Source organism: Jatrophihabitans endophyticus, from assembly GCF_900129455.1.
GTDB lineage: Bacteria > Actinomycetota > Actinomycetes > Mycobacteriales > Jatrophihabitantaceae > Jatrophihabitans > Jatrophihabitans endophyticus.
The window spans coordinates 182,181-200,945 of the sequence record NZ_FQVU01000001.1 but is presented as its reverse complement, the minus strand read 5'-3'; the positions used below and the strand labels follow the sequence as shown (position 1 = coordinate 200,945).

General features: G+C 74.7%; 18 protein-coding genes. 13 read left to right on the top strand and 5 right to left on the bottom strand.

The genetic code is table 11. The annotated features are described in order from the left end of the window. Nucleotides 1-9: 9 nt before the first annotated feature. Nucleotides 10-573, bottom strand: coding sequence for a M23 family metallopeptidase (locus tag BUE29_RS00920; RefSeq protein ID WP_073386685.1), 564 nt, complete (start codon nucleotides 571-573; stop codon nucleotides 10-12). Nucleotides 574-700: 127 nt separating this feature from the next. Between BUE29_RS00920 and BUE29_RS23470 the strand changes: the two genes are divergently transcribed. The 10 genes from BUE29_RS23470 to BUE29_RS00870 all read left to right on the top strand — a co-directional run bounded on the left by BUE29_RS23470 (nucleotide 701) and on the right by BUE29_RS00870 (nucleotide 14,138). Beyond that, on the top strand, nucleotides 701-3,727 hold the full coding sequence (locus BUE29_RS23470) for a helix-turn-helix transcriptional regulator (protein WP_073384860.1): 3,027 nt from the start codon (nucleotides 701-703) through the stop codon (nucleotides 3,725-3,727). A 270-nt stretch (nucleotides 3,728-3,997) separates the two neighbouring features. Then, a complete protein-coding gene (rpsB, locus tag BUE29_RS00910) occupies nucleotides 3,998-4,924 on the top strand; it encodes a 30S ribosomal protein S2 (RefSeq protein WP_073384858.1) in 927 nt (308 codons plus the stop codon). Between the two features lie 44 nt (nucleotides 4,925-4,968). Further along, nucleotides 4,969-5,790: a translation elongation factor Ts gene (gene tsf, locus BUE29_RS00905; RefSeq protein ID WP_073384857.1), complete on the top strand. Its 822-nt coding sequence runs from the start codon at nucleotides 4,969-4,971 to the stop codon at nucleotides 5,788-5,790. A 62-nt stretch (nucleotides 5,791-5,852) separates the two neighbouring features. Then, nucleotides 5,853-6,611, top strand: coding sequence for a UMP kinase (gene pyrH / locus BUE29_RS00900; protein WP_073384855.1), 759 nt, complete (start codon nucleotides 5,853-5,855; stop codon nucleotides 6,609-6,611). A 55-nt stretch (nucleotides 6,612-6,666) separates the two neighbouring features. Further along, nucleotides 6,667-7,224, top strand: coding sequence for a ribosome recycling factor (gene frr / locus BUE29_RS00895; RefSeq protein WP_073384853.1), 558 nt, complete (start codon nucleotides 6,667-6,669; stop codon nucleotides 7,222-7,224). 9 nt (nucleotides 7,225-7,233) lie between these two features. Continuing rightward, nucleotides 7,234-8,220: a phosphatidate cytidylyltransferase gene (locus tag BUE29_RS00890; RefSeq protein ID WP_073384852.1), complete on the top strand. Its 987-nt coding sequence runs from the start codon at nucleotides 7,234-7,236 to the stop codon at nucleotides 8,218-8,220. Next, nucleotides 8,217-8,759 carry a uridine kinase family protein gene (locus BUE29_RS00885; RefSeq protein ID WP_073384850.1) on the top strand — a complete coding sequence of 181 codons (543 nt, stop codon included), beginning with the start codon at nucleotides 8,217-8,219 and terminating at the stop codon, nucleotides 8,757-8,759. The genes BUE29_RS00890 and BUE29_RS00885 overlap by 4 nt, the downstream gene beginning before the upstream one ends. Before the next feature lie 60 nt (nucleotides 8,760-8,819). Next, entirely contained in the window at nucleotides 8,820-9,950 is a 1,131-nt protein-coding gene (gene rlmN / locus BUE29_RS00880) for a dual-specificity RNA methyltransferase RlmN (RefSeq protein WP_073384848.1), read from the top strand. A gap of 128 nt (nucleotides 9,951-10,078) precedes the next feature. Continuing rightward, nucleotides 10,079-12,121 carry an FUSC family protein gene (locus BUE29_RS00875; protein ID WP_073384846.1) on the top strand — a complete coding sequence of 681 codons (2,043 nt, stop codon included), beginning with the start codon at nucleotides 10,079-10,081 and terminating at the stop codon, nucleotides 12,119-12,121. Then, nucleotides 12,099-14,138, top strand: a complete 2,040-nt coding sequence (locus BUE29_RS00870; RefSeq protein WP_073384844.1) for a S9 family peptidase — start codon at nucleotides 12,099-12,101, stop codon at nucleotides 14,136-14,138. Before BUE29_RS00875 ends, BUE29_RS00870 begins: the two co-directional genes overlap by 23 nt. A 24-nt stretch (nucleotides 14,139-14,162) precedes the next feature. On the opposite strand, the gene BUE29_RS00865 is transcribed toward BUE29_RS00870, so the two are convergent. Further along, nucleotides 14,163-15,671: an MFS transporter gene (locus BUE29_RS00865; RefSeq protein WP_073384843.1), complete on the bottom strand. Its 1,509-nt coding sequence runs from the start codon at nucleotides 15,669-15,671 to the stop codon at nucleotides 14,163-14,165. 113 nt (nucleotides 15,672-15,784) lie between these two features. On the opposite strand from BUE29_RS00865, the gene BUE29_RS00860 reads away from it, so the two are divergent. Then, a complete protein-coding gene (locus BUE29_RS00860; protein ID WP_200799973.1) occupies nucleotides 15,785-16,390 on the top strand; it encodes a TetR/AcrR family transcriptional regulator in 606 nt (201 codons plus the stop codon). A 42-nt stretch (nucleotides 16,391-16,432) separates the two neighbouring features. Here BUE29_RS00860 and BUE29_RS00855 read toward each other — a convergent pair whose 3' ends face one another. The 3 genes from BUE29_RS00855 to BUE29_RS00845 all read right to left on the bottom strand — a co-directional run bounded on the left by BUE29_RS00855 (nucleotide 16,433) and on the right by BUE29_RS00845 (nucleotide 17,909). Further along, a complete protein-coding gene (locus BUE29_RS00855; RefSeq protein ID WP_073384841.1) occupies nucleotides 16,433-17,119 on the bottom strand; it encodes a DUF2470 domain-containing protein in 687 nt (228 codons plus the stop codon). Then, a complete protein-coding gene (locus BUE29_RS00850) occupies nucleotides 17,116-17,316 on the bottom strand; it encodes a hypothetical protein (RefSeq protein WP_143167914.1) in 201 nt (66 codons plus the stop codon). The genes BUE29_RS00855 and BUE29_RS00850 overlap by 4 nt, the downstream gene beginning before the upstream one ends. Nucleotides 17,317-17,402: 86 nt before the next feature. Continuing rightward, nucleotides 17,403-17,909: a pyridoxamine 5'-phosphate oxidase family protein gene (locus tag BUE29_RS00845; RefSeq protein ID WP_073384838.1), complete on the bottom strand. Its 507-nt coding sequence runs from the start codon at nucleotides 17,907-17,909 to the stop codon at nucleotides 17,403-17,405. Nucleotides 17,910-17,993: 84 nt separating this feature from the next. Between BUE29_RS00845 and BUE29_RS00840 the strand changes: the two genes are divergently transcribed. Beyond that, nucleotides 17,994-18,395 (top strand): hypothetical protein, encoded by a 402-nt coding sequence (locus BUE29_RS00840; protein WP_073384836.1) that lies wholly within the window; start codon nucleotides 17,994-17,996, stop codon nucleotides 18,393-18,395. A gap of 29 nt (nucleotides 18,396-18,424) precedes the next feature. After that, the gene (locus BUE29_RS00835) at nucleotides 18,425-18,751 is read left to right on the top strand and encodes a TfoX/Sxy family protein (RefSeq protein WP_073384834.1); all 327 of its coding nucleotides are present in this window, start codon (nucleotides 18,425-18,427) and stop codon (nucleotides 18,749-18,751) included. The last annotated feature ends 14 nt before the right edge of the window (nucleotides 18,752-18,765 follow it).

Here is an 18,765-nt window from a genome sequence, read left to right as displayed (position 1 = left end):
GCCGGCCGGTCACCCCGTCCGCGGCCAGGGCAGCAGCCGGACCGCGCCGAGCCGGCGCAGCAACGACAACGGGTCCAGGTAACTGCCGCCTCGGCGGGCACCCCAGTGCAGGCACCGCGGTCGCGGGCAGCCCGGGTGCCGGCCGCGCAGGGTGCCGATCACCTGGCCCAGCCGCACGCGCTCGCCCCGGGTCACTGCCGGCCGAAGTGGCTCGTACTCCGTCCGGATGCCGTCCGCGTGCGTCACCACCACGACCCCGCGCCCGGCCACCGCACCCGCGAACGTGACGACACCGGCCGCAGCTGCGAGCACAGAATCAACTCTCGACAGGAGATCGATACCACGATGCCCTGGGCCGTAGGGATCGAGCGGAGGATCGAAGGGTCGGACCACCCGCAGCGGCACGACGGGCGGCGCGTACCGAACCGCGACCGGCATCGCGACCGGCACCGCCGGCCCGGCCCGCGCGGCGGACCCGGTGGACGGCAGCGGCGCCGAACCGGTGTTCGGGCCGTCCGCCGGCGCGGTGGCGAGCGCCACGAACGCGGCGGCGACGAGCGGGAGGGCGCGCATCGGCCGACCGTCGCACGGCACGGCGACGGTCGCACGAGACAACGGCAGGCTGTGGACGAACGCTGCGCCGTCCACAGGCGGGTGCGGCGAGGGAAACGATGTCGGCGCGGCAGGCGAAGATGTCCCCATGCCCCGCCCCGCCGTGCCGCTCGTCGGCCGCACCGCCGAGCTCGCCGGGCTCACGGCCGCGGTCCGCGCCGCCGAGCAGGGTTCGGCGGCCGCGCTCGTCGTCGGCGGCGACGCCGGGGTGGGCAAGACCCGACTGCTCGGCGAGCTGACCTCGATCGCCGCCGACGCCGGTTTCCTCGTCCTCGTCGGGCACTGCATCGACCTCGGCGACACCCCGCCGCCCTACCTGCCGCTGACCGAGGCGTTCTCCCGGCTCGCCGCCGAGCGGCCCGAGCTCGTCGACGACGTCGTCACCCGCTTCCCGGCGCTCGCCCGACTGCTGAGCGGCCGGGCCGCGGGCGCCGGCGGCGGCCCGGCCGGCGACGACCGCGTCGAGCGTGGCGAGCTGTTCGACTCGGTCCGCGCGGCGCTGGCCCACCTCGCGGTCGCGCAGCCGGTCGCGCTGTTCGTCGAGGACGCCCACTGGGCCGACCAGGCCACCCGCGACCTGCTCGGCTTCCTGTTCACCCGCCTCGGCCGCGAGCGGCTCGTGACCGTCGTCAGCTACCGCAGCGACGACCTGCACCGCCGTCACCCGCTGCGGCGCACTCTCGCCGAGTGGTCGCGGCTGAACTCCGTCACGCGGCTGAATCTGGAACCCCTCGGCGCCGACGACGTCCGCGCGCTCGTGCGCGCGATGTCCACCGCCGGGTCCACCGCCGGGTCGGCCGTCTGGTCCGGCGCCCCCAGACCTGGCGGCGCCGACAGCGCCGACAGCGCCGACGTCACCGCTCTCACTGCCGTCAGCGCCGGCGACGTCGACGACATCGTCCGGCGTGCCGACGGCAACGCGTTCTTCGCCGAGGAGCTGCTCGCGGCGATCGTCCAGTCCGACACCGGCGAGTCGCTGCCGTGGCAGCTGGCCGACCTGCTGCTGGTGCGCCTCGACCGGCTCTCCGAGGACGCGCGGCGCGTCGTGCGGGTGGCTGCCGTCGCCGGGCGGCGCGTGACGCACACGGCGCTCGAGGCGGCGGCGCAGATGCCCGCGGGCCAGCTCGAGACCGCGCTGCGCGAGGCCATCGACAGCCACGTGCTGCAGCTGACGACGAGCGGGCGTGGGTACGTGTTCCGGCACGCGCTGCTCGCCGAGGCGGTGTACGACGACCTGCTGCCGGGGGAGCGGGTCCGTCTGCACGCGGCCTACGCGGCCGTCCTCGCGGCCGATCCCGAGCACCGGGCCGCGGAGCTCGCCCGGCACGCCAACGCCTCCCACGACCTGCCGACGGCGTACGCGGCCAGCCTCGCGGCCGGCGACGAGGCCATCTCGCTCGCCGCGCCGCAGGAGGCGCTGCAGCACTACGAGACGGCGCTCGAGCTTGCCCCGCGCGTCATCGACCGCCCGGGCGACCCCGAGCTGATCCTCGCCGCGGTCGAGGCCGCCGACGCCGCCGGCTTCACGCAGCGCGGCATCCGGCTCGCCGGCCGCGCGCTCGACGAGCTGCCCGCCGACGCCGACCCCATCGACCGCGCGACGCTGCTGTACGCCAGCGTGCTGGCCGCGCTGGGCAACGAGGTCGGCGACGACGTGCTGACGACCTCGGCCGAGGCGCTGCGCCTCGTCCCGGTCACCCCACCGACCCGGCTGCGCTCCCGGTTGCTGGCGCTGCACGCGCGGGTTCTGCTCAGCTTCGGCCGCGACGCCGACGCCGAGCGGCACGCCCGCGAGGCGCTCGCCGCCGGCGAGGCGGCGGGCTCCGAACTCGCCCGCACCGACGCCCGGGCCACGGTGGCGATCCTGGAGCGCCGCAAGGGCGACCCCCACGGCGCGGCGGCGCTGCTGGCGGCCGTCGTCGAGCAGGCCCGCCGCTCCGAGGACTTCGGCACCGAGGTGCGCAGCCGGTACGGCCTGGGCAGTCTCTGGTACGACCTCACCGACCTCGACCGCGCCGAGCACGAGTTCGCGCTGGGGCACCGCCGCGCCGTCGAGACCGGCCGGCAGTGGGGCATGTGGGGCGTCCACGCGCGGGCGATGACCGCCACGGTGCAGTACGTGCACGGCGAATGGGACGCCGCCCTGCGCACGCTCGACACCGCGGGGGAGCGACCGACGGGACTGGCCGCGGCGATCCTGCGCTCCACCGGCATGGCGGTCCGCGCCGGCCGGGGCGACGCCACGGTGCTGACCGAGCTCGACGACCTGGGCCCCTACCGCCACCGCGAGGGGCGCATCGGGCTGTACGCGGCGTACGCCGCGATCGAGCTCCACGAGCAGCGCGCCGACGTGGACTCGGCCCTGGCGGTGATCGCCGAGATCGTCGAGGAGCTCAGCCGGCTGTGGCTCGACCCGTGGTTCGCCGGCCGCATCCAGCTCAGCGCCATCGGCATCGCCACGCTGGCGGCCGCGGCGGCCGGAGCGCCCGCGTCCCGCCACGCCGCGCTGGCCGCCGAGGGGGAGCGGCTGCACGCCGACGGGCGTCGGGGCGCCCGGGGCGGCGAGGCGCCCACGACCCCCCGCCGACTGGGACGTGAGGGCGTGGCCTGGCTCGCGCGGCTCGAGGCCGAGGCGGCGCGGCTGCGCTGGCTCACCGGGCACGACGCCCCGTCCGCCGATTCCCTGGTCGACGCGTGGCAGGCGACGGTCGACGCGTTCGGCTTCGGGCACGTCCCGCAGGTCGCCCGCTCGCAGGTCCGCCTGGCCGAGGCGCTGCGCGCGGTGGGGCGCGGGGCCGAGGCGGTGGCCGCCGCCGACCGGGCCCGCGAGGCCGCGCAGCGGCTCGGGGCGGCGCCGCTGTCGGCCGAGCTCCGCGCCCTCGGCGGCGAGCGCCGCACCGGGCGCGCCGGGCGCAGCGGCGGCGCCGGTCTCACCGCGCTCACCGACCGCGAGCAGGGCGTGCTGGCCGAGCTCGTCGACGGCCGCACCAACCGCCAGATCGCGGCCAAGCTGTTCATCAGCGAGAAGACGGTGAGCGTCCACGTCACCAACATCATGGGCAAGCTGGGGGTCCGCAGCCGCGCCGAGGCCGCCGCCCTGGCCCGCCGCGGCTGACCCCGCCCGGCCGCGGCGCGGGGCGGCCACCGGGAGCGCTACGATGGTCACGCAGCTCGAGCGATCGGGCTGACTTCGCGTGTCCTTCTCCCGAACGCAACAGGGAGATCGGCGGCCAGCCTCGGTCCGGCTCCTCGACGAGCCGGTCCCCTGGTCCGCGACACCGGGCACCAGGGCGAGCGGACCGTCCGGTCCACCTCGCGACAACCGAGGCCGCGTGCGGCAGGTGTCAGCCTGCGCGCGCACGAACAGAACAAGGAGGACGTCGGCATGCCCGTCGTCACCATGAAGGAGATGCTCGAGTCGGGCGTCCACTTCGGCCACCAGACCCGTCGCTGGAACCCGAAGATGAAGCGCTTCATCCTCACCGAGCGCAACGGTCTGTACATCATCGACCTGCACCAGACGCTGTCCTACGTCGACCGCGCCTTCGAGTTCGTCAAGGAGACCGTCGCCCACGGCGGCACGGTGCTCTTCGTCGGCACGAAGAAGCAGGCCCAGGAGTCCATCGCCGAGCAGGCCACCCGCGTCGGCATGCCCTACGTCAACCAGCGCTGGCTGGGCGGCATGCTCACCAACTTCTCCACCGTCTACAAGCGGCTGCAGCGCCTCAAGGAGCTCGAGTCGCGCGAGCAGGCCGGCTGGGAGGGTGTCGCCACCAAGAAGGAGCAGCTGCTGCTCACCCGCGAGATGACCAAGCTCGAGCGCTCGCTCGGCGGTATCCGCGAGATGACGAAGGTGCCCAGCGCCGTCTGGGTCGTCGACACCAAGAAGGAGCACATCGCCGTCGGCGAGGCCCGCAAGCTGGGCATCCCGGTCGTCGCGATCCTCGACACCAACTGCGACCCCGACGAGGTCGACTACAAGATCCCCGGCAACGACGACGCCATCCGCAGCGCCGCGCTGCTGACCCGCGTGGTCGCCGACGCCGTGGCCGAGGGGCTCATGGCCCGCTCCGCCGCCGCCGCGAACGCCGGGCGCGACGAGAAGCCCGAGCCGACCGCGGCCGCCGTCGGCGACGGCGAGCCGATGGCCGAGTGGGAGCGCGACCTGCTCCAGCCCGCCACCGAGGCAGCGGCCACGGAGGCAGCGCCTGCCGAGGCGGCAGCGCCTGCCGAGGCGGCAGCGACGGCCGCGCCGGCCGAGCCCGCGGCCGCGGAGGCCGGCGCCGGCGACGCCACCGCGCCCTCGGCCTGACCGGCTACCCACCCATTCGACGACGAACGGAACCGGAAGCAGACATGGCGAACTACTCCGCCGCAGACGTGAAGAAGCTCCGCGACGCCACGGGCGCCGGAATGATGGACTGCAAGAAGGCCCTGGACGAGGCCGACGGCGACTACGAGCGCGCCGTCGAGGTCCTGCGGGTCAAGGGCGAGGCCAAGGCGGCCAAGCGCGCCGACGAGCGCACCGCCGCCAACGGCCTCGTGGCCGCGGCCGAGGGCGCGATGATCGAGCTCGCGTCCGAGACCGACTTCGTGGCCAAGAACGAGCAGTTCCAGACGCTGGCCAACGACATCGTGGCCCACTTCGCCTCCTCGTCGGCCAGCGACCTGGACTCGCTCAAGGCCGAGACGCTCAAGGACGGCAAGACCGTCGCCGACAGCGTCGAGGGGCTGGCCGCCGTCATCGGCGAGAAGCTCGAGCTGCGCCGCGCGGTCAAGCTCGACGGGCAGGTCGCGACCTACCTGCACCGCAAGGCCTCCGACCTCCCGCCGCAGGTCGGCGTGCTCGTCGCCTACGACGGCTCGGACGCCGACGCCGCGCGCGGCGCGGCGATGCAGGTCGCGGCGCTGCGTGCCCGCTACCTGACCCGCGACGACGTCCCGGCCGAGGACGTCGAGGCCGAGCGGCGCGTGCTCGAGGAGAAGACCCGCGCCGAGGGCAAGCCGGAGCAGGCGGTCGCCAAGATCGTCGACGGTCGGCTCAACGCCTTCTACGCCGACAACGTGCTCCTCGAGCAGGAGTCGGTCCGCGAGGCCAAGCAGACCGTCAAGCAGGTGCTCGACGCCGCGGGCGTGACCGTGACCCGGTTCGCCCACTTCGAGGTCGGGTCCGCCTGACCGACGTAGGGTTCGTCCAGCACCACACCGAGACCGCACCCACCAGCGAAGGGGCCGCCGAGATGACCGAGATCGAGGCGGCCCCGTCGCCGTCGGACGACGTGCCCCGCGGCTGGTACCGGCGCGTGCTGCTCAAGCTCTCCGGCGAGGTCTTCGGCGGCGGTGCCATCGGCGTCGACCCCGACGTGGTCGCCTCGATCGCCCGGCAGATCGCCGAGGTCGTCGCCGAGGGGACGCAGGTCGCCATCGTCGTGGGCGGCGGCAACTTCTTCCGCGGCGCCGAGCTCAGCCAGCGCGGCATGGCCCGCGACCGCGCCGACTACATGGGCATGCTCGGCACGGTCATGAACTGCCTGGCCCTGCAGGACTTCCTGGAGAAGGCCGGCGTTCCCACGCGCGTGCAGACCGCGATCGCCATGGGCCAGGTGGCCGAGCCCTACATCCCGCGCCGCGCCGAGCGGCACCTGGAGAAGGGCCGCGTCGTCATCTTCGGTGCCGGCGCGGGCATGCCCTACTTCTCCACCGACACCGTGGCCGTGCAGCGCGCGCTGGAGATCAGCTGCGAGGTCCTGCTCATGGGCAAGAACGGCGTCGACGGCGTGTACGACGCCGACCCCAAGCTCGTCTCGACCGCGCGCAAGTTCGACGAGATCAGCTACGACGAGGTCCTCAGTCGCGGGCTGAAGGTCGCGGACTCCACGGCCTTCACGATGTGCAAGGACAACGGACTGCCGATCGTGGTGTTCTCCCTCGCCGACGGCAACATCGCCCGCGCCGTCCGCGGCGAGGCGATCGGCACCCGCGTGGGGGCGCAGGCATGATCGGACGTGGCACGCCGGCCGGTGCGCCGGCACGGACATCCGGAAGGGACGAGCGGTGATCGACGAGATCCTCTTCGAGGCCGAGGAGAAGATGGAGAAGGCCGTCCACGTGGCGCGCGACGACCTCGGTGGCGTCCGCACCGGCCGCGCCAACGCCAACGCCTTCGCCCGGCTCGTCGTCGACTACTACGGCGCGCCGACGCCGATCCCGCAGATGGCCACCGTCAACGTCCCCGAGGCGCGGATGGCGGTCATCAAGCCCTACGACGCCAGCCAGCTCAACGCGATCGAGAAGGCCATCCGCGACAGCGACCTCGGTGTCAACCCGACCAACGACGGGACGCTCATCCGCGTCGTCTTCCCGCAGCTCACCGAGGAACGGCGTCGCGAGCTCGTCAAGGTCGCCAAGGGCAAGGGCGAGGACGCCCGGGTCTCGCTGCGCTCGGTGCGTCGCCACGCGAAGGACGCGCTCGACAAGCTGGTCAAGGACGGCGAGTCCGGCGAGGACGACGTGCACCGCGCCGAGGGCGAGCTGGACAAGCTGACCGCCAAGTACACCGCCACGGTCGACGACGCCGTCAAGGCGAAGGAAACCGAACTGCTCGAGGTCTGACCCCGGTACATGCCTGCGGACGACACCCCACCTCACGACGGCACGGCTCGCGACGGCTCCGGCCGCGACGGCGCCGCGGGCCCGGCGGCCCCCGGCGCGACGCTCGACGAACCGGCGGGCGTGTGGGAGGGCGACGAGTCGCAGGAGTCGACCGCCGGCGAACCGGTCGCGCCCGAGCCGCCGCCGCGGTCGCGTGCCGGTCGCAACCTGCCCGCCGCCATCGGCGTCGGCGTCGGGCTCGGCGCCCTGATCGTCGTCACGCTGTTCGTCTACCGGCCCAGCTTCGGCTTCGTGGTGGGCGCGGCCGCGCTCTACGGCACCTGGGAGCTCGCCCAGGCGCTGCGCACCGTGTCGATCCGGCTCACGCTCACGCCGTTGCTCGTCGGCGGGGCGGCCCTGCTCGCGGCCGCCTGGCTCAAGGACACCAACGGGCTGGTCATCGCGGCCCTGGTGACGCTGCTCGGCATCGTGATCTGGCGGGTCGGCGACGGCGCGCACGGGTACACCCGCGACGCCGCCGCGTCGGCGTTCGTCCTGCTGTACGTGCCCGTGCTGGCCGCGTTCGCGGTCCTGCTGGCGCATCCGGACGACGGCGCCGCGCGGGTCCTCGCGCTGGTCGCCACCGTCGTGTGCAGCGACACCGGCGGCTACGCCACCGGCGTGCTGTTCGGCCGCCACCCGCTTGCGCCGGTCGTGTCCAAGGCCAAGACGTGGGAGGGCTTCGCGGGCTCGGTGCTGGCCTGCTCCGCCGCCGGCGTCCTCTTCCTGACCCTCACCTTCCACCAGGCGTGGTGGCAGGGGCTGCTGTTCGGCCTCGCCGTCGTCGTCACCGCCACGCTGGGCGACCTCGGCGAGTCCATGGTCAAGCGCGATCTCGGCATCAAGGACATGGGACGGCTGCTGCCGGGGCACGGCGGCGTCATGGACCGGCTCGACTCGCTGCTGCCGTGCGCCGCGGTCGGCTACCTGCTGCTGTCGCTGTTCGCGCCGGTGTGACGGCCGGCCGCGAGGACGTCCGCGACGCGGTGCTGCGGCTGCCGTCCGAGCGCACCCGGTGGGTGGGGATCGACGGTTTCGGCGCCGCCGGCAAGTCGACCCTCGCGGACTGGCTGGCCGGGGTGGTGCCGGCCGCGACGGTGGTGCGGGTGGACGACTTCGCCGGCCCGCGCGTCGCCGAATGGGATTGGCGCCGGCTGCAGCGCCAGCTCGTCGACCCGCTCGTGACCGGCCGCCGCGCGCGGTACCAGCGGTGGGACTGGGCCACCGACCGCGGCGCGGAATGGCACGACGTCGCACCGGGCGGGGTGGTGCTCGTCGAGGGCGTCTCGGCCACCCGCCGCGAGCTGATCGTGCCGTGGGACGTCACCGTCTGGGTGGACACGCCCGAGCCGACCCGGCTCGACCGCGCGCTGCGCCGGGACGGTCCGGAGCTCATGTCGCGGTGGCGCGACGACTGGATCCCCAGCGAGCGCGCCTACGCCGAGCGGGAGCGACCGTGGGAGCGCGTCGATCTCGTCGTCGCCGGCACCGGCTGACCCGCCCCCGCGCGCGGGCCGGCTCGCTCCGCCGGAATTTCTGGGACAATCGACCTCGCCATGACCGCGCTCCCTCTCGTCTTCGATGCCCCCCGCCGGGGGCTGCCGCCGACCCACCTCGCCGACCTCGACGCCGGCGCGCGCACCGCCGCCGTCGCCGGTCTCGGCCTGCCCCGGTTCCGTGCCGATCAGCTCGCCCGGCAGTACTACGCCCGGCTCGAGGGCGACCCGACCCGGATGTCCGACCTGCCGGCGGGCCTGCGGGAACAGGTCGCGGCCGGCCTGCTGCCGCCGCTGCTCACCGAGGTCCGACGTTTCGAGACCGATGCCGGCACCACCCGCAAGACGCTCTGGCGGCTGCACGACGGCGCGCTCGTCGAGAGCGTGCTCATGCGCTACCCCGCCCGCGAGGGCAGCCGCGAGCGCATCACCGTGTGCGTGTCGAGCCAGGCCGGCTGCGGCATGGCCTGCCCGTTCTGCGCCACCGGCCAGGGCGGCCTCACCCGCAACATGTCGACGGCCGAGATCGTGGAGCAGGTGCGCGTGGCCGCCCGCGCCGCCGCCGACGGCGAGCTCGGCGGCGGGCCGGGCCGGCTGTCCAACATCGTCTTCATGGGGATGGGCGAGCCGCTCGCCAACTACAACCGGGTCCTCGCGGCGCTGCACCGGCTCACCGATCCCGCCCCGAACGGGTTCGGCATCTCCCGCCGGTCGGTCACCGTGTCCACCGTCGGGGTCGTCCCGGCCATCGCCAAGCTCGCCGAGACCGGCCTGGACGTCACGCTGGCGGTGTCGCTGCACGCGCCGGACGACGAGCTGCGCGACACCCTCGTGCCCGTGAACACCCGCTGGCAGGTGGCCGAGGTGCTCGCCGCCGCCGACGCGTACGCCGCCCGCACCGGCCGCCGCTACTCCATCGAGTACGCCATGATCCGCGACGTCAACGACCAGGCGTGGCGGGCCGAGCTGCTCGGTGACCTGCTCGCCCCGCGGCTGGCGCACGTCAACCTCATCCCGCTCAACCCGACCCCCGGCTCGCAGTGGGACGCCTCGTCCAAGCGGGTCGAGCGCGCCTTCGTCGAACGGCTGCAGGTGCGCGGCGTCCCGGTGACCGTCCGCGACACCCGGGGGCGCGACATCGACGGCGCCTGCGGGCAGCTCGCGGCGCAGGGCCCGGAGGAGGTCGGCTGAGCGCACCCATCGCCGGGACCCGGGGGTCGCTGGCCCGCCTGCTGCGCGACGCCGCGCGGCTGGACCGCACGCAGTCCGACCCGCTCGTCGCGCTGCGCAACGCCGTCGGCATCGCCGCACCGCTGGCGGTGGGAGCCGCGAACGGTGACGCCGGCATCGGGCTGGCCGCGACGATCGGCGCGCTGCAGACCGGGTTCGCCGATCGGCCCGGCCCGTACCGGCTGCGACTGCTGCGCATGCTCGGCGTCGCCGTCGCGGCGGGCACCACGAGCGCGCTCGCCGTGGCGGCATCGCGGCACGGCGTGCTGTCGGTGCTGCTGCTGGTCGTGCTCGCCTTCGGCGCGGGCCTCCTGCTCAGCGCGGGGCCGGCGGCCACCCAGTTCGGCGTCGCCGCCACCGCCGCGGCGCTCATTCTCGGGCACACCCCGGAGCCGTCGTCGGCCGCCGTGCACGTCGGGCTGCTCGTGGTGCTCGGGGGTGCGGTGCAGACCCTGCTCGCGGTGGCCGCATGGCCGCTGCGCCGCCACCGCCCGGAACGAGTGGCGCTGGCCGCGCTCTACCGCGAGCTGGCGAACGCCGCGCGGGCGCAGCGCGGCACCGTCGCCGGGCCGCCCGCCGGGGATGCCCTCGGCGACGCGCGGGACACTCTCTACGGCCTCGGTCACGATCACGGGCCCAGCGTCGAGGCCTACCGCGTGCTGCTCGACGAGGCCGAGCGGATCCGCCGCGAGCTGATCGTGGTGACGTCCTTCGCCGAACGGCTGGCCGAGCAGCGCAACCCCATCCTCGCCGGGCTGGTACGGGGGTCGCTCACCGCGGCCGCGAGCGTGCTCGACGACGTCGCCGCGGCCCTGGACGCCGGCCGGGCGGTGGACGAGGACGTGTCGGCGCGGGCGCGCCGGACCGTCGGCCACACCGTCGACCGGCTCGAGGACAGCGTGGACGCGCCGGCCGCCTTCACCCGCCGGGCCACGGCATCGCGACTGCGCGCGCTGTCGGGGCAGCTGCGGGCCGTCGTCCAGAGCTCGCGCACCGGCGCGAGCGAGGGACGGCGGGGCGAGCGGCACGAGAGCCCGACCGGTCGACTCCTGCACGACCCGGTCGCGCTCGTCCGGGCGAACCTCGCGCCGGACTCCGCCGTGCTGCGTCACGCGGCGCGCCTCGCCGTCGTCGTCGGGGCGTCGGACACCATGGTCCGCGCCGCCGGCCTGGACCGCGGCTACTGGGTGGCGCTGACCCTGCTCGTCGTGCTGCGTCCGGACTTCGGCACCACCCTGCAGCGCTCGGCCATGCGCACGGCCGGCACCGTGCTCGGCCTGATCGTCGCGACCGAGCTGGTCCACTGGCTGCCCGGCGGCGACTGGTGGCACGTGGCGCTCGTCGCCGTGTTCGCCTTCGGCATGCGGCTCTCGGGGCCGGCGAACGTCGCGCCGACCGCGGTGAGCCTGTCGGCGCTCGTGGTCGTGCTGCTGCAGATCCAGGGCGTGCCGGCCCGGGACACCGTCGTCGACCGGGCGGTCGCCACCCTGGCCGGCGGGGCGCTGGCCGTGCTCGCGACCCTCGCGTTCCCGGCCTGGGAGCGTCGGTTCGTCGTCGAGCGCCTGGTCGCGCTGCTGCGGGCCTACGGCGACTACCTCGCCGCGGTCGTCGACCCCGACACCGACCGACGCCGGCTGCTGGCGGTGCGGGCCGCCTGCCGGCTCGCGCGCACGAACGCGCAGGCATCGGTCGACCGGGCCGCCGCCGAACCGGTCCGCGGCCAGCCCCAGGTCGAGCTCGGCCGCACCGTGCTCGCGCACTCCCACCGCTTCGTGCACGCCGCCCTGACCCTGGACGCCGTCCGCGTCCCCCTCCGCGACGCGGGCGGCCTGGCGCGCATCACCCCGTTCGCGACGCGGGCCGGCGAGGTCCTCGGCGCGCTGGCCGAGGCCGTCGCGTCGCAACGGCCGCCGCCGCGCTCGGCGGCGTTGCGTCCGGAGCAGGAGGCGCTGTTCGCCCTGCTCGACGAGCATCCCGAGACCGTCGGCGGCCCGGGTGTCGCGACCGCCGTGGCCGAGGCCACCGACCGCATCACCGACAGCCTGGACAGCCTCGTCGCCGAGCTGCGCCGGCAGCGGGAGCCCGCACCGCTCGCGCTAGCGTCTGGTGATGACCAGCCGCGTCCCCGCTGACCTGCCCGCGGACCCGTTCGGCGACCTCGCCGCGTTCGCCGCGCTGCCCCGGCTGACCGGGCTCGCCCTGAGCCCGGACGGCGGGCGCCTCGTGGCGACCGTGTCGCAGCCGGACGCCGACGGCGCGAGATACACCGCCGCGCTCTGGGAGATCCCGCTCGCCGGCGGCGACCCGGTGCGCCTGACACGCTCGGCGCAGGGCGAGTCGGCGCCGGTGTTCGCGGCCGACGGGGCGCTGCTGTTCACCTCGACCCGCCCGGAGCCGGGACACGACCGCGACGAGGCGGTCGACGGCGCGGCCCTGTGGTCGCTCGGCCGGACGGGGGAGCCGGTCGTGCTGGCGCGCCGGGCGGGTGGGCTGGCCGCCCCGGTCCCGGCCCGCGACCGGGGCGCCGTCGTCGTCGTCGGCAGCCGGCTGACCCACACCCCGCGCGACGGCGACGACGCCGAGCGGCGCCGCACCCGCGCGGCCCGCGGCGTCTCGGCGATCCTGCACACCGGCATGCCCATCCGCCACTGGGACCACGAGCTCGGCGTCGAGTCACCCCGGTTGCTGCTCGTCGACCCCGCCGGCGGCGAACCGCGCGACCTCACGCCGGACGCCACCACCGAGCTCGTCGAGGCCGGCTACTCGATCACCGCCGACGGCGCCACGGTCGTCACGAGCTGGCGCCGCCGCGGCGCGCGGGGCCACGACATCGAGGGGTTCGCGCTCATCGACACCGCGACCGGCGCGCGGACCGTGCACGACCCCTCGCCGGGTGACGACCACGTCGGCCCCCGGGTGTCGCCCGACGGCCGCCACATCGCCGTCGGGTCCCAGCGCATCGCCGGCTTCGACACGCCGGCGTCGTTGCGGGTGGACGTCGTCGCCGACGACGGCTCACGGGTCGCCACCGCCGACCTCGGCGACCTCTGGCCCGCGGAGTGGGTGTGGTCCCCGGACGCCGCGACGCTCTTCGTGGCCGGTGACCTGCACGGCCGGGGCGCCGTCGTCGCCGTGGACCCCACGACCGGCGCGGTGCGCGGCCGGCTGGTCGCCGACGCCGCCTACTCCAACCTGCTGCCCGCACCGGACGGCGGCACGCTCTACGCCCTGCGCTCCGCCCCGGACTCGGTGCCCACCCCGGTGCGGCTCGACGTCGGCCTGACCGACCAGCAACCGGTCGTGCTGCCGAGCCCGGCGCCGACGCCCGCACTGCCGGGCCGGTTGGTCGAGCTGGACGTCGCGGTCGGAGAGGTGTCGGTGCACGGCTGGCTGGTGCTGCCCGAGGGCGCCGACGAGAACGCGCCTGCCCCGGTGATGACGTGGATCCACGGCGGTCCGCTGTCGTCGTGGAACGCCTGGTCGTGGCGCTGGACGCCGTGGGTCATGGCCGCCCGCGGCTGGGCGGTCGTGCTGCCCGATCCGGCGCTGTCGACCGGGTACGGCCAGTCGGCGATCGACCGGGCGTGGCCGCACCGGGCCGCGATCGTGTGGCGCGAGTCCGAGGCGGTGCTCGACCATGCCCTGCGGCGTCCGGAGCTCGACGCGTCGCGCACGGCGCTGCTGGGGGCGTCCTTCGGGGGCTACATGACGAACTGGATCGCCGGTCACACCGACCGGTTCGCGGCGATCGTCACGCACGCCGGGCTCTGGGCACTGGACCAGCAGCACGCGACCACCGACGCCGCCGACTACAAGACCGGGGTGTTCGGCCAGGTGGCCGAACACCCCGGGTGGTACGCGGAGAACTCGCCGCACCAGTTCGCCGACGAGATCACGACGCCGATGCTGATCGTCCACGGCAACCGCGACTACCGGGTGCCGGTGAGCGAGGCGCTACGGCTGTGGTGGGACCTCGTGCGTCGCTGGGACGGTGACCCGGCCGAGCTGCCTCATCGCTTCCTGCAGCTCACCGGCGAGAACCACTGGGTCCTCTCGCCGGCGAACGCCGAGATCTGGTACGACGTGCTGCTCGGCTTCTGCGGCCAGCACGTGCTGGGCCGGCCGTGGGAGGCGTCGCCGCTGCTGTGAGCGGTGGGGACGCCGCCCGCGTCCTCAGCCGGCATGCCGGGCCTGCGCCTTCGGCCGCATGGCGAACGCGACGAGGGCCAGCGTGCCGGCCAGGAAGACCGCCGCCATCCAGAAGGCGGTGTCGGCGCCGTGCACGAACACCCGGGTCGCGGCCTCGTGCGGGCTCAGCCCGGCCGGCAGCTCACCCTGCTCGTCGGTGCTGGCGGCCCCGAAGACGGTGACGAGCACGGCGAGCCCGAGCGAGCCACCCACCTGCTGCATGACGTTGACCAGCCCGGAGGCCGCCCCGGAGTCCTGCGGCGCGACACCTTCGAGCGCGGCCGAGGTCAGCGGGACGAAGGCCAGCCCGTTGCCGGTGGCGAACACCGCGAGCGGGCCGAGCAGCGCGCCGTAGCCGCTGTCGGCCGACAGCTGCGTCAGCCAGATCATGCCGATCGTGGACAGCACCAGGCCGACGAGCATGAGGCGGCGGCCGCCGACGCGCTCGACGAGCACCCGGGCCGACAGCTGCGAGGCGGCGAACACCGCGATGGGCATGGGCAGGAACGCGAAGCCCGTGCGCAGGTCGCTGTAACCGAGCACGGTGTGCAGGAACTGCGTGAGGAAGAAGAACATCCCCATCATGCCGGCGACGAGCAGCAGCCGGGCGACGTAGGCGGTCGCGCGGACCCGGTCGGCGAACAGCCGCAGCGGCGTGATCGGCGACTCGACCCGGGCCTCGGTGACGACGAAGCCCAGGAGCAGGGCGATGCCGGAGCCGAACGCGGCGAGGGTCATCGGGTCCGACCAGCCGTCGGAGGCCGCGTGCACGAAGCCGTAGACGAGCGCCGCCATGCCGAGCGTCGAGGTCAGTGCGCCGGCGACGTCGAAGCGACCGCGCAGACCCGGGGTGTCGGGCAGTGAGGGCAGCGCGGCCACCAGCAGCACGATCCCGATCGGGACGTTGACGAACAGCACCCAGCGCCACGAGGCCCACTCCGAGAGCATGCCGCCGGCGACCAGGCCGATCGCGGCGCCGCCGATGGACACGGCGGTGTAGAGCCCGATGGCGCGGGTGCGTTCGCGGGAGCCGGTGAACATGGTCATCAGCAGCGCGAGCGCGGTGGGGGAGGCGAGGGCGCCGCCGACACCCTGGACGGCGCGGGCGGCGAGCAGCTCGCCGGCCGACTGCGCGAACCCACCGGCGAGCGAGGCCGCGGTGAACAGTGCGATGCCGGCGAGGAACACCCGCCGCCGGCCGAGGATGTCGCCGGCGCGGGCGCCGAGCAGCAGCAGTCCGCCGAAGGTCAGCGTGTAGGCGTTGACCACCCACGACAGGCCCGCGGCCGAGAAGCCGAGGTCGGCGCGGATGTCGGGCAGGGCGATGTTCACGATCGTCGCGTCGAGCACGACCATGAGCTGGCAGACGAGGATGAGGGACAGGACGAGGGCGGAGCCGGCGCGGGGTTGCCGCGCCGGGCGCGGTCGCCGGGCGAACCGGCGCAGCGGGTAGGCCGGTGCGGTGGCCGGCCGGGTTTCGGTGGATGCGGTCACGAGCAGTACCTCGACTCGGGTAGTAGCATCGGAGTCAAACGGATGGATCCTCCGGTACGACCAACCATACGGAGGGTTCCTCCGGTTAGGCAAGTCGTTTCCGGAGGTGTGTCGTGGCGGGGTCGGTCAGCGAGGCCGTGGAGCCGTGCGGCAAGCCGATGCGCGCCGACGCCGTGCGCAACCGGGAGCTGCTCGTGTCCACCGCGGCGCGCATCTTCGAGGAGCGTGGCCCCGAGGCCCCGCTCGAGGACATCGCCAAGGGCGCCGGCGTCGGCATCGGCACCCTCTACCGGCACTTCCCGACCCGCGACGCGCTGCTGGAGGCGGTGTACCGCCGCGAGGTGGAGACGCTGTGCGCGGGGGTCGAGGGCCTGCGGGCCGAGCACGAACCGGTCGAGGCGCTGTCGGAGTGGATGCGCGCCTTCGTCGTCTACGTGGCGCGCAAGCGGGGCATGGCCGCCGCGCTGAAGGCGGCGCTGGGGCCGGAGAACACGCTGTTCGCCGACAGCCACGTGCGCATGCGCGAGGCGCTGTCGACGCTGGTCGGCGACGCGGTCACCGCGGGGCAGATCCGCGACGACATCGACCCCATGGACCTCATGCGGGCGATGAGCGGGGTGTGCATGGCGGCCGACCCCTCGGGCAACCCGAGCGCGGCGCGCATCATCGACCTGCTGCTCGACGGACTGCGCTTCGGCGCGACCGCCGCCCCGCGCTGACGCCGCCGCCGTTCGAGGCGGCGCCGTTCGCGGCGGATCCGGTCAGCCGGTCAGCGTCTCGCGGAGCGAGCTCGCCAGGCTCGCCGGACAGTGCGCGGGCTCCGGGAAGCGGACGCGGACCCGGTGCGCGCCCCGTTCGTCGAGCCACTGGAGCTGCACCCCGGTCGCGTCGAGCTCGGCGAGCTCGGCGGCGATGACGTCCTCGGCCGGGATCATCCGCAGCGCCGCGACGTACTCGCGCAGCTGCGCGCCGTGGGCGTGGTTGGTGTGGCTGACGAGACGCTGCGCCGCCCGGTGCAGGGGGTCGGGCCGGGCCGCGGTCCACGCGTCGAGGGTGATCGACCGGTAGGCCACGGTGGGGGAGTCCGGCGCGTCGTTCTCGAGCACGACCGAGTGCACCAGCAGGCCGACCACGACGACGGCCGAGCCCTGGATCTCGCTCTGCTCCACCACGGCGAGATGGCCGCCGAGGACGAGCTGGGTCACGCCCGCCGCCGCGCCGGCCGGCACGGCCAGGACCGCGCCGGGGCGCGACGTCGCGGCCTCGGCCAGTGGCGAGTCGGGCGGGACGACGAAGCTGGGGCGGCCGTCGTCGTCGTAGAACGCGGCGTCGCACCCCAGGCCCGCGGCCGCGTCGGCCGACAGGCCGCGCACGTGCAGCGTGCCGCCGGGAGCCAGCGCGAGGACCTCGCGCGCCACGACGGCGAGGTCGGCCTCGACCGCCGTCATCGTGACCCCGCCGCGGCCAGCTCGGCCGGCGCGACCGCGGCCACGACCGAGCCGACGCGTCCGACGAGGTGCCGGCACACGGCCTCGACCTCCCGCCGGTCCACGCGCCGCATCATGCGCTCGGCGGGCTCGTCCGGCTCCAGGTCGAGTCGGACGTCGCGGGTCAGTCCACGGACGTTGCTGCTGCTGCTCGGCACGGCGACCTCCACATAAGGTTAGGCAACCCTAACTGACGCGATGTGGAGTCGGGAAGGGGTGACACGCCCGCCGTGACCGCCGGCCCTCAGAGGTCGACGGTGCGGTTCTCCGCCGGGAACTGGTCGGGGTCGTCGTGCCGGATCGCCCGACGCATGCCGAGCAGTTGCTTCACCTTGCTCGTGGCCGCGTCCCAGTACTCGGCGGAGCTGGCATGGACCTTGATCAAGGCCAGCCCCGGGGTCTGCAGCCCGTCCGGGAACCAGGTCTCCAACGGCTTGGCCCAGAGCTCCTCGGCCTTCGCCGGGTCGTGCACGACCTCCGCCGTCCCGGCGATCGAGGTCCACTCGCTTTTCTTGTCGTTCGCCAACGACACGTTGACCTTGGGATGCGCCTGGATCTGGCGGGCCTTGTCCGAGTCGTCGTAGGCGAAGAACCACAGATCCCCGTCGAACTCCGTCTCCTGCACCGCCATCGGTCGACTCACGTGGTCGCCGTCGGCGGTCATCGTGGTCAGCATCGCCGACTGCGCCCTGCCGACGAGCTCGATCACCTTGTCGCGACCGTCCTGATCTCCTGCCGTGTCGTCTGCCATCGTCGTGTCCCTACCGTCGTGGCGGCGGGGGTTCCGGCCGCAGTGGGGGCGTACCCCGGCCGCCGCGTTCCCTACGCTGGCGGGATGGCCGCGCACGAGGGGGACGACGGTCCCGTGGAGTACGTCGCGCTCGGCGATGCGACGAAGTGGGTCGAAATCGAGGACGACGACGCGCCCGACCCACGGCGGACGCGGCGGGTGCGCCTGCTCGTCGCGGCGTGCGTGCTCGGGGGCCTGGTGATCGTCGCGATCGTCGTGCTGGGGGTGCGGCTGCTCGTCGGTGACCTGTCACGCTCGCCGCACGAACGGACCGTGGACGCGATCCGCGACCGCTACCAGCAGCGGTACTCCGACTGCGTCGACGCCGGCACCGGAGCGAGACCCTGCGCGGCGACGGTGGCCAAGGCCTGCCTCGCCGACCCGCGGTGGGGGCGCACCGACGCACAGGAGGTGCTCGACGCCTGCACGCTCGGGCGCACGCCCTGATCTGCCGTGGTTCGCGGCATACTCCCGTCATGGCCCACGACCCCGCGCTCGCGCAACACATCCGCGAGCTGCTCGACGTCGAGCCCGACGTCGTCGAGAAGTCGATGTTCGGCGGGCGGGCGTTCCTGATCGCAGGTCACCTGGCCGTGGCGGCGAACAGCCGGGGCGGGCTGATGGTGCGCATCGAGCCCGACGACGCCGAGGAGCTGCTCGCCGACCCGCGCGCGACCCGCATGGTGATGCGCGGGCGGGAGATGGCCGGCTGGCTGCGCGTCGACCTGAGCGCCGGCGACGACGACCTCGCGGCCTGGGTGCGACACGGCGTCGCCTACGCGTCGTCGCTGCCGCCGAGGTGAGCGGCAGAATGCGG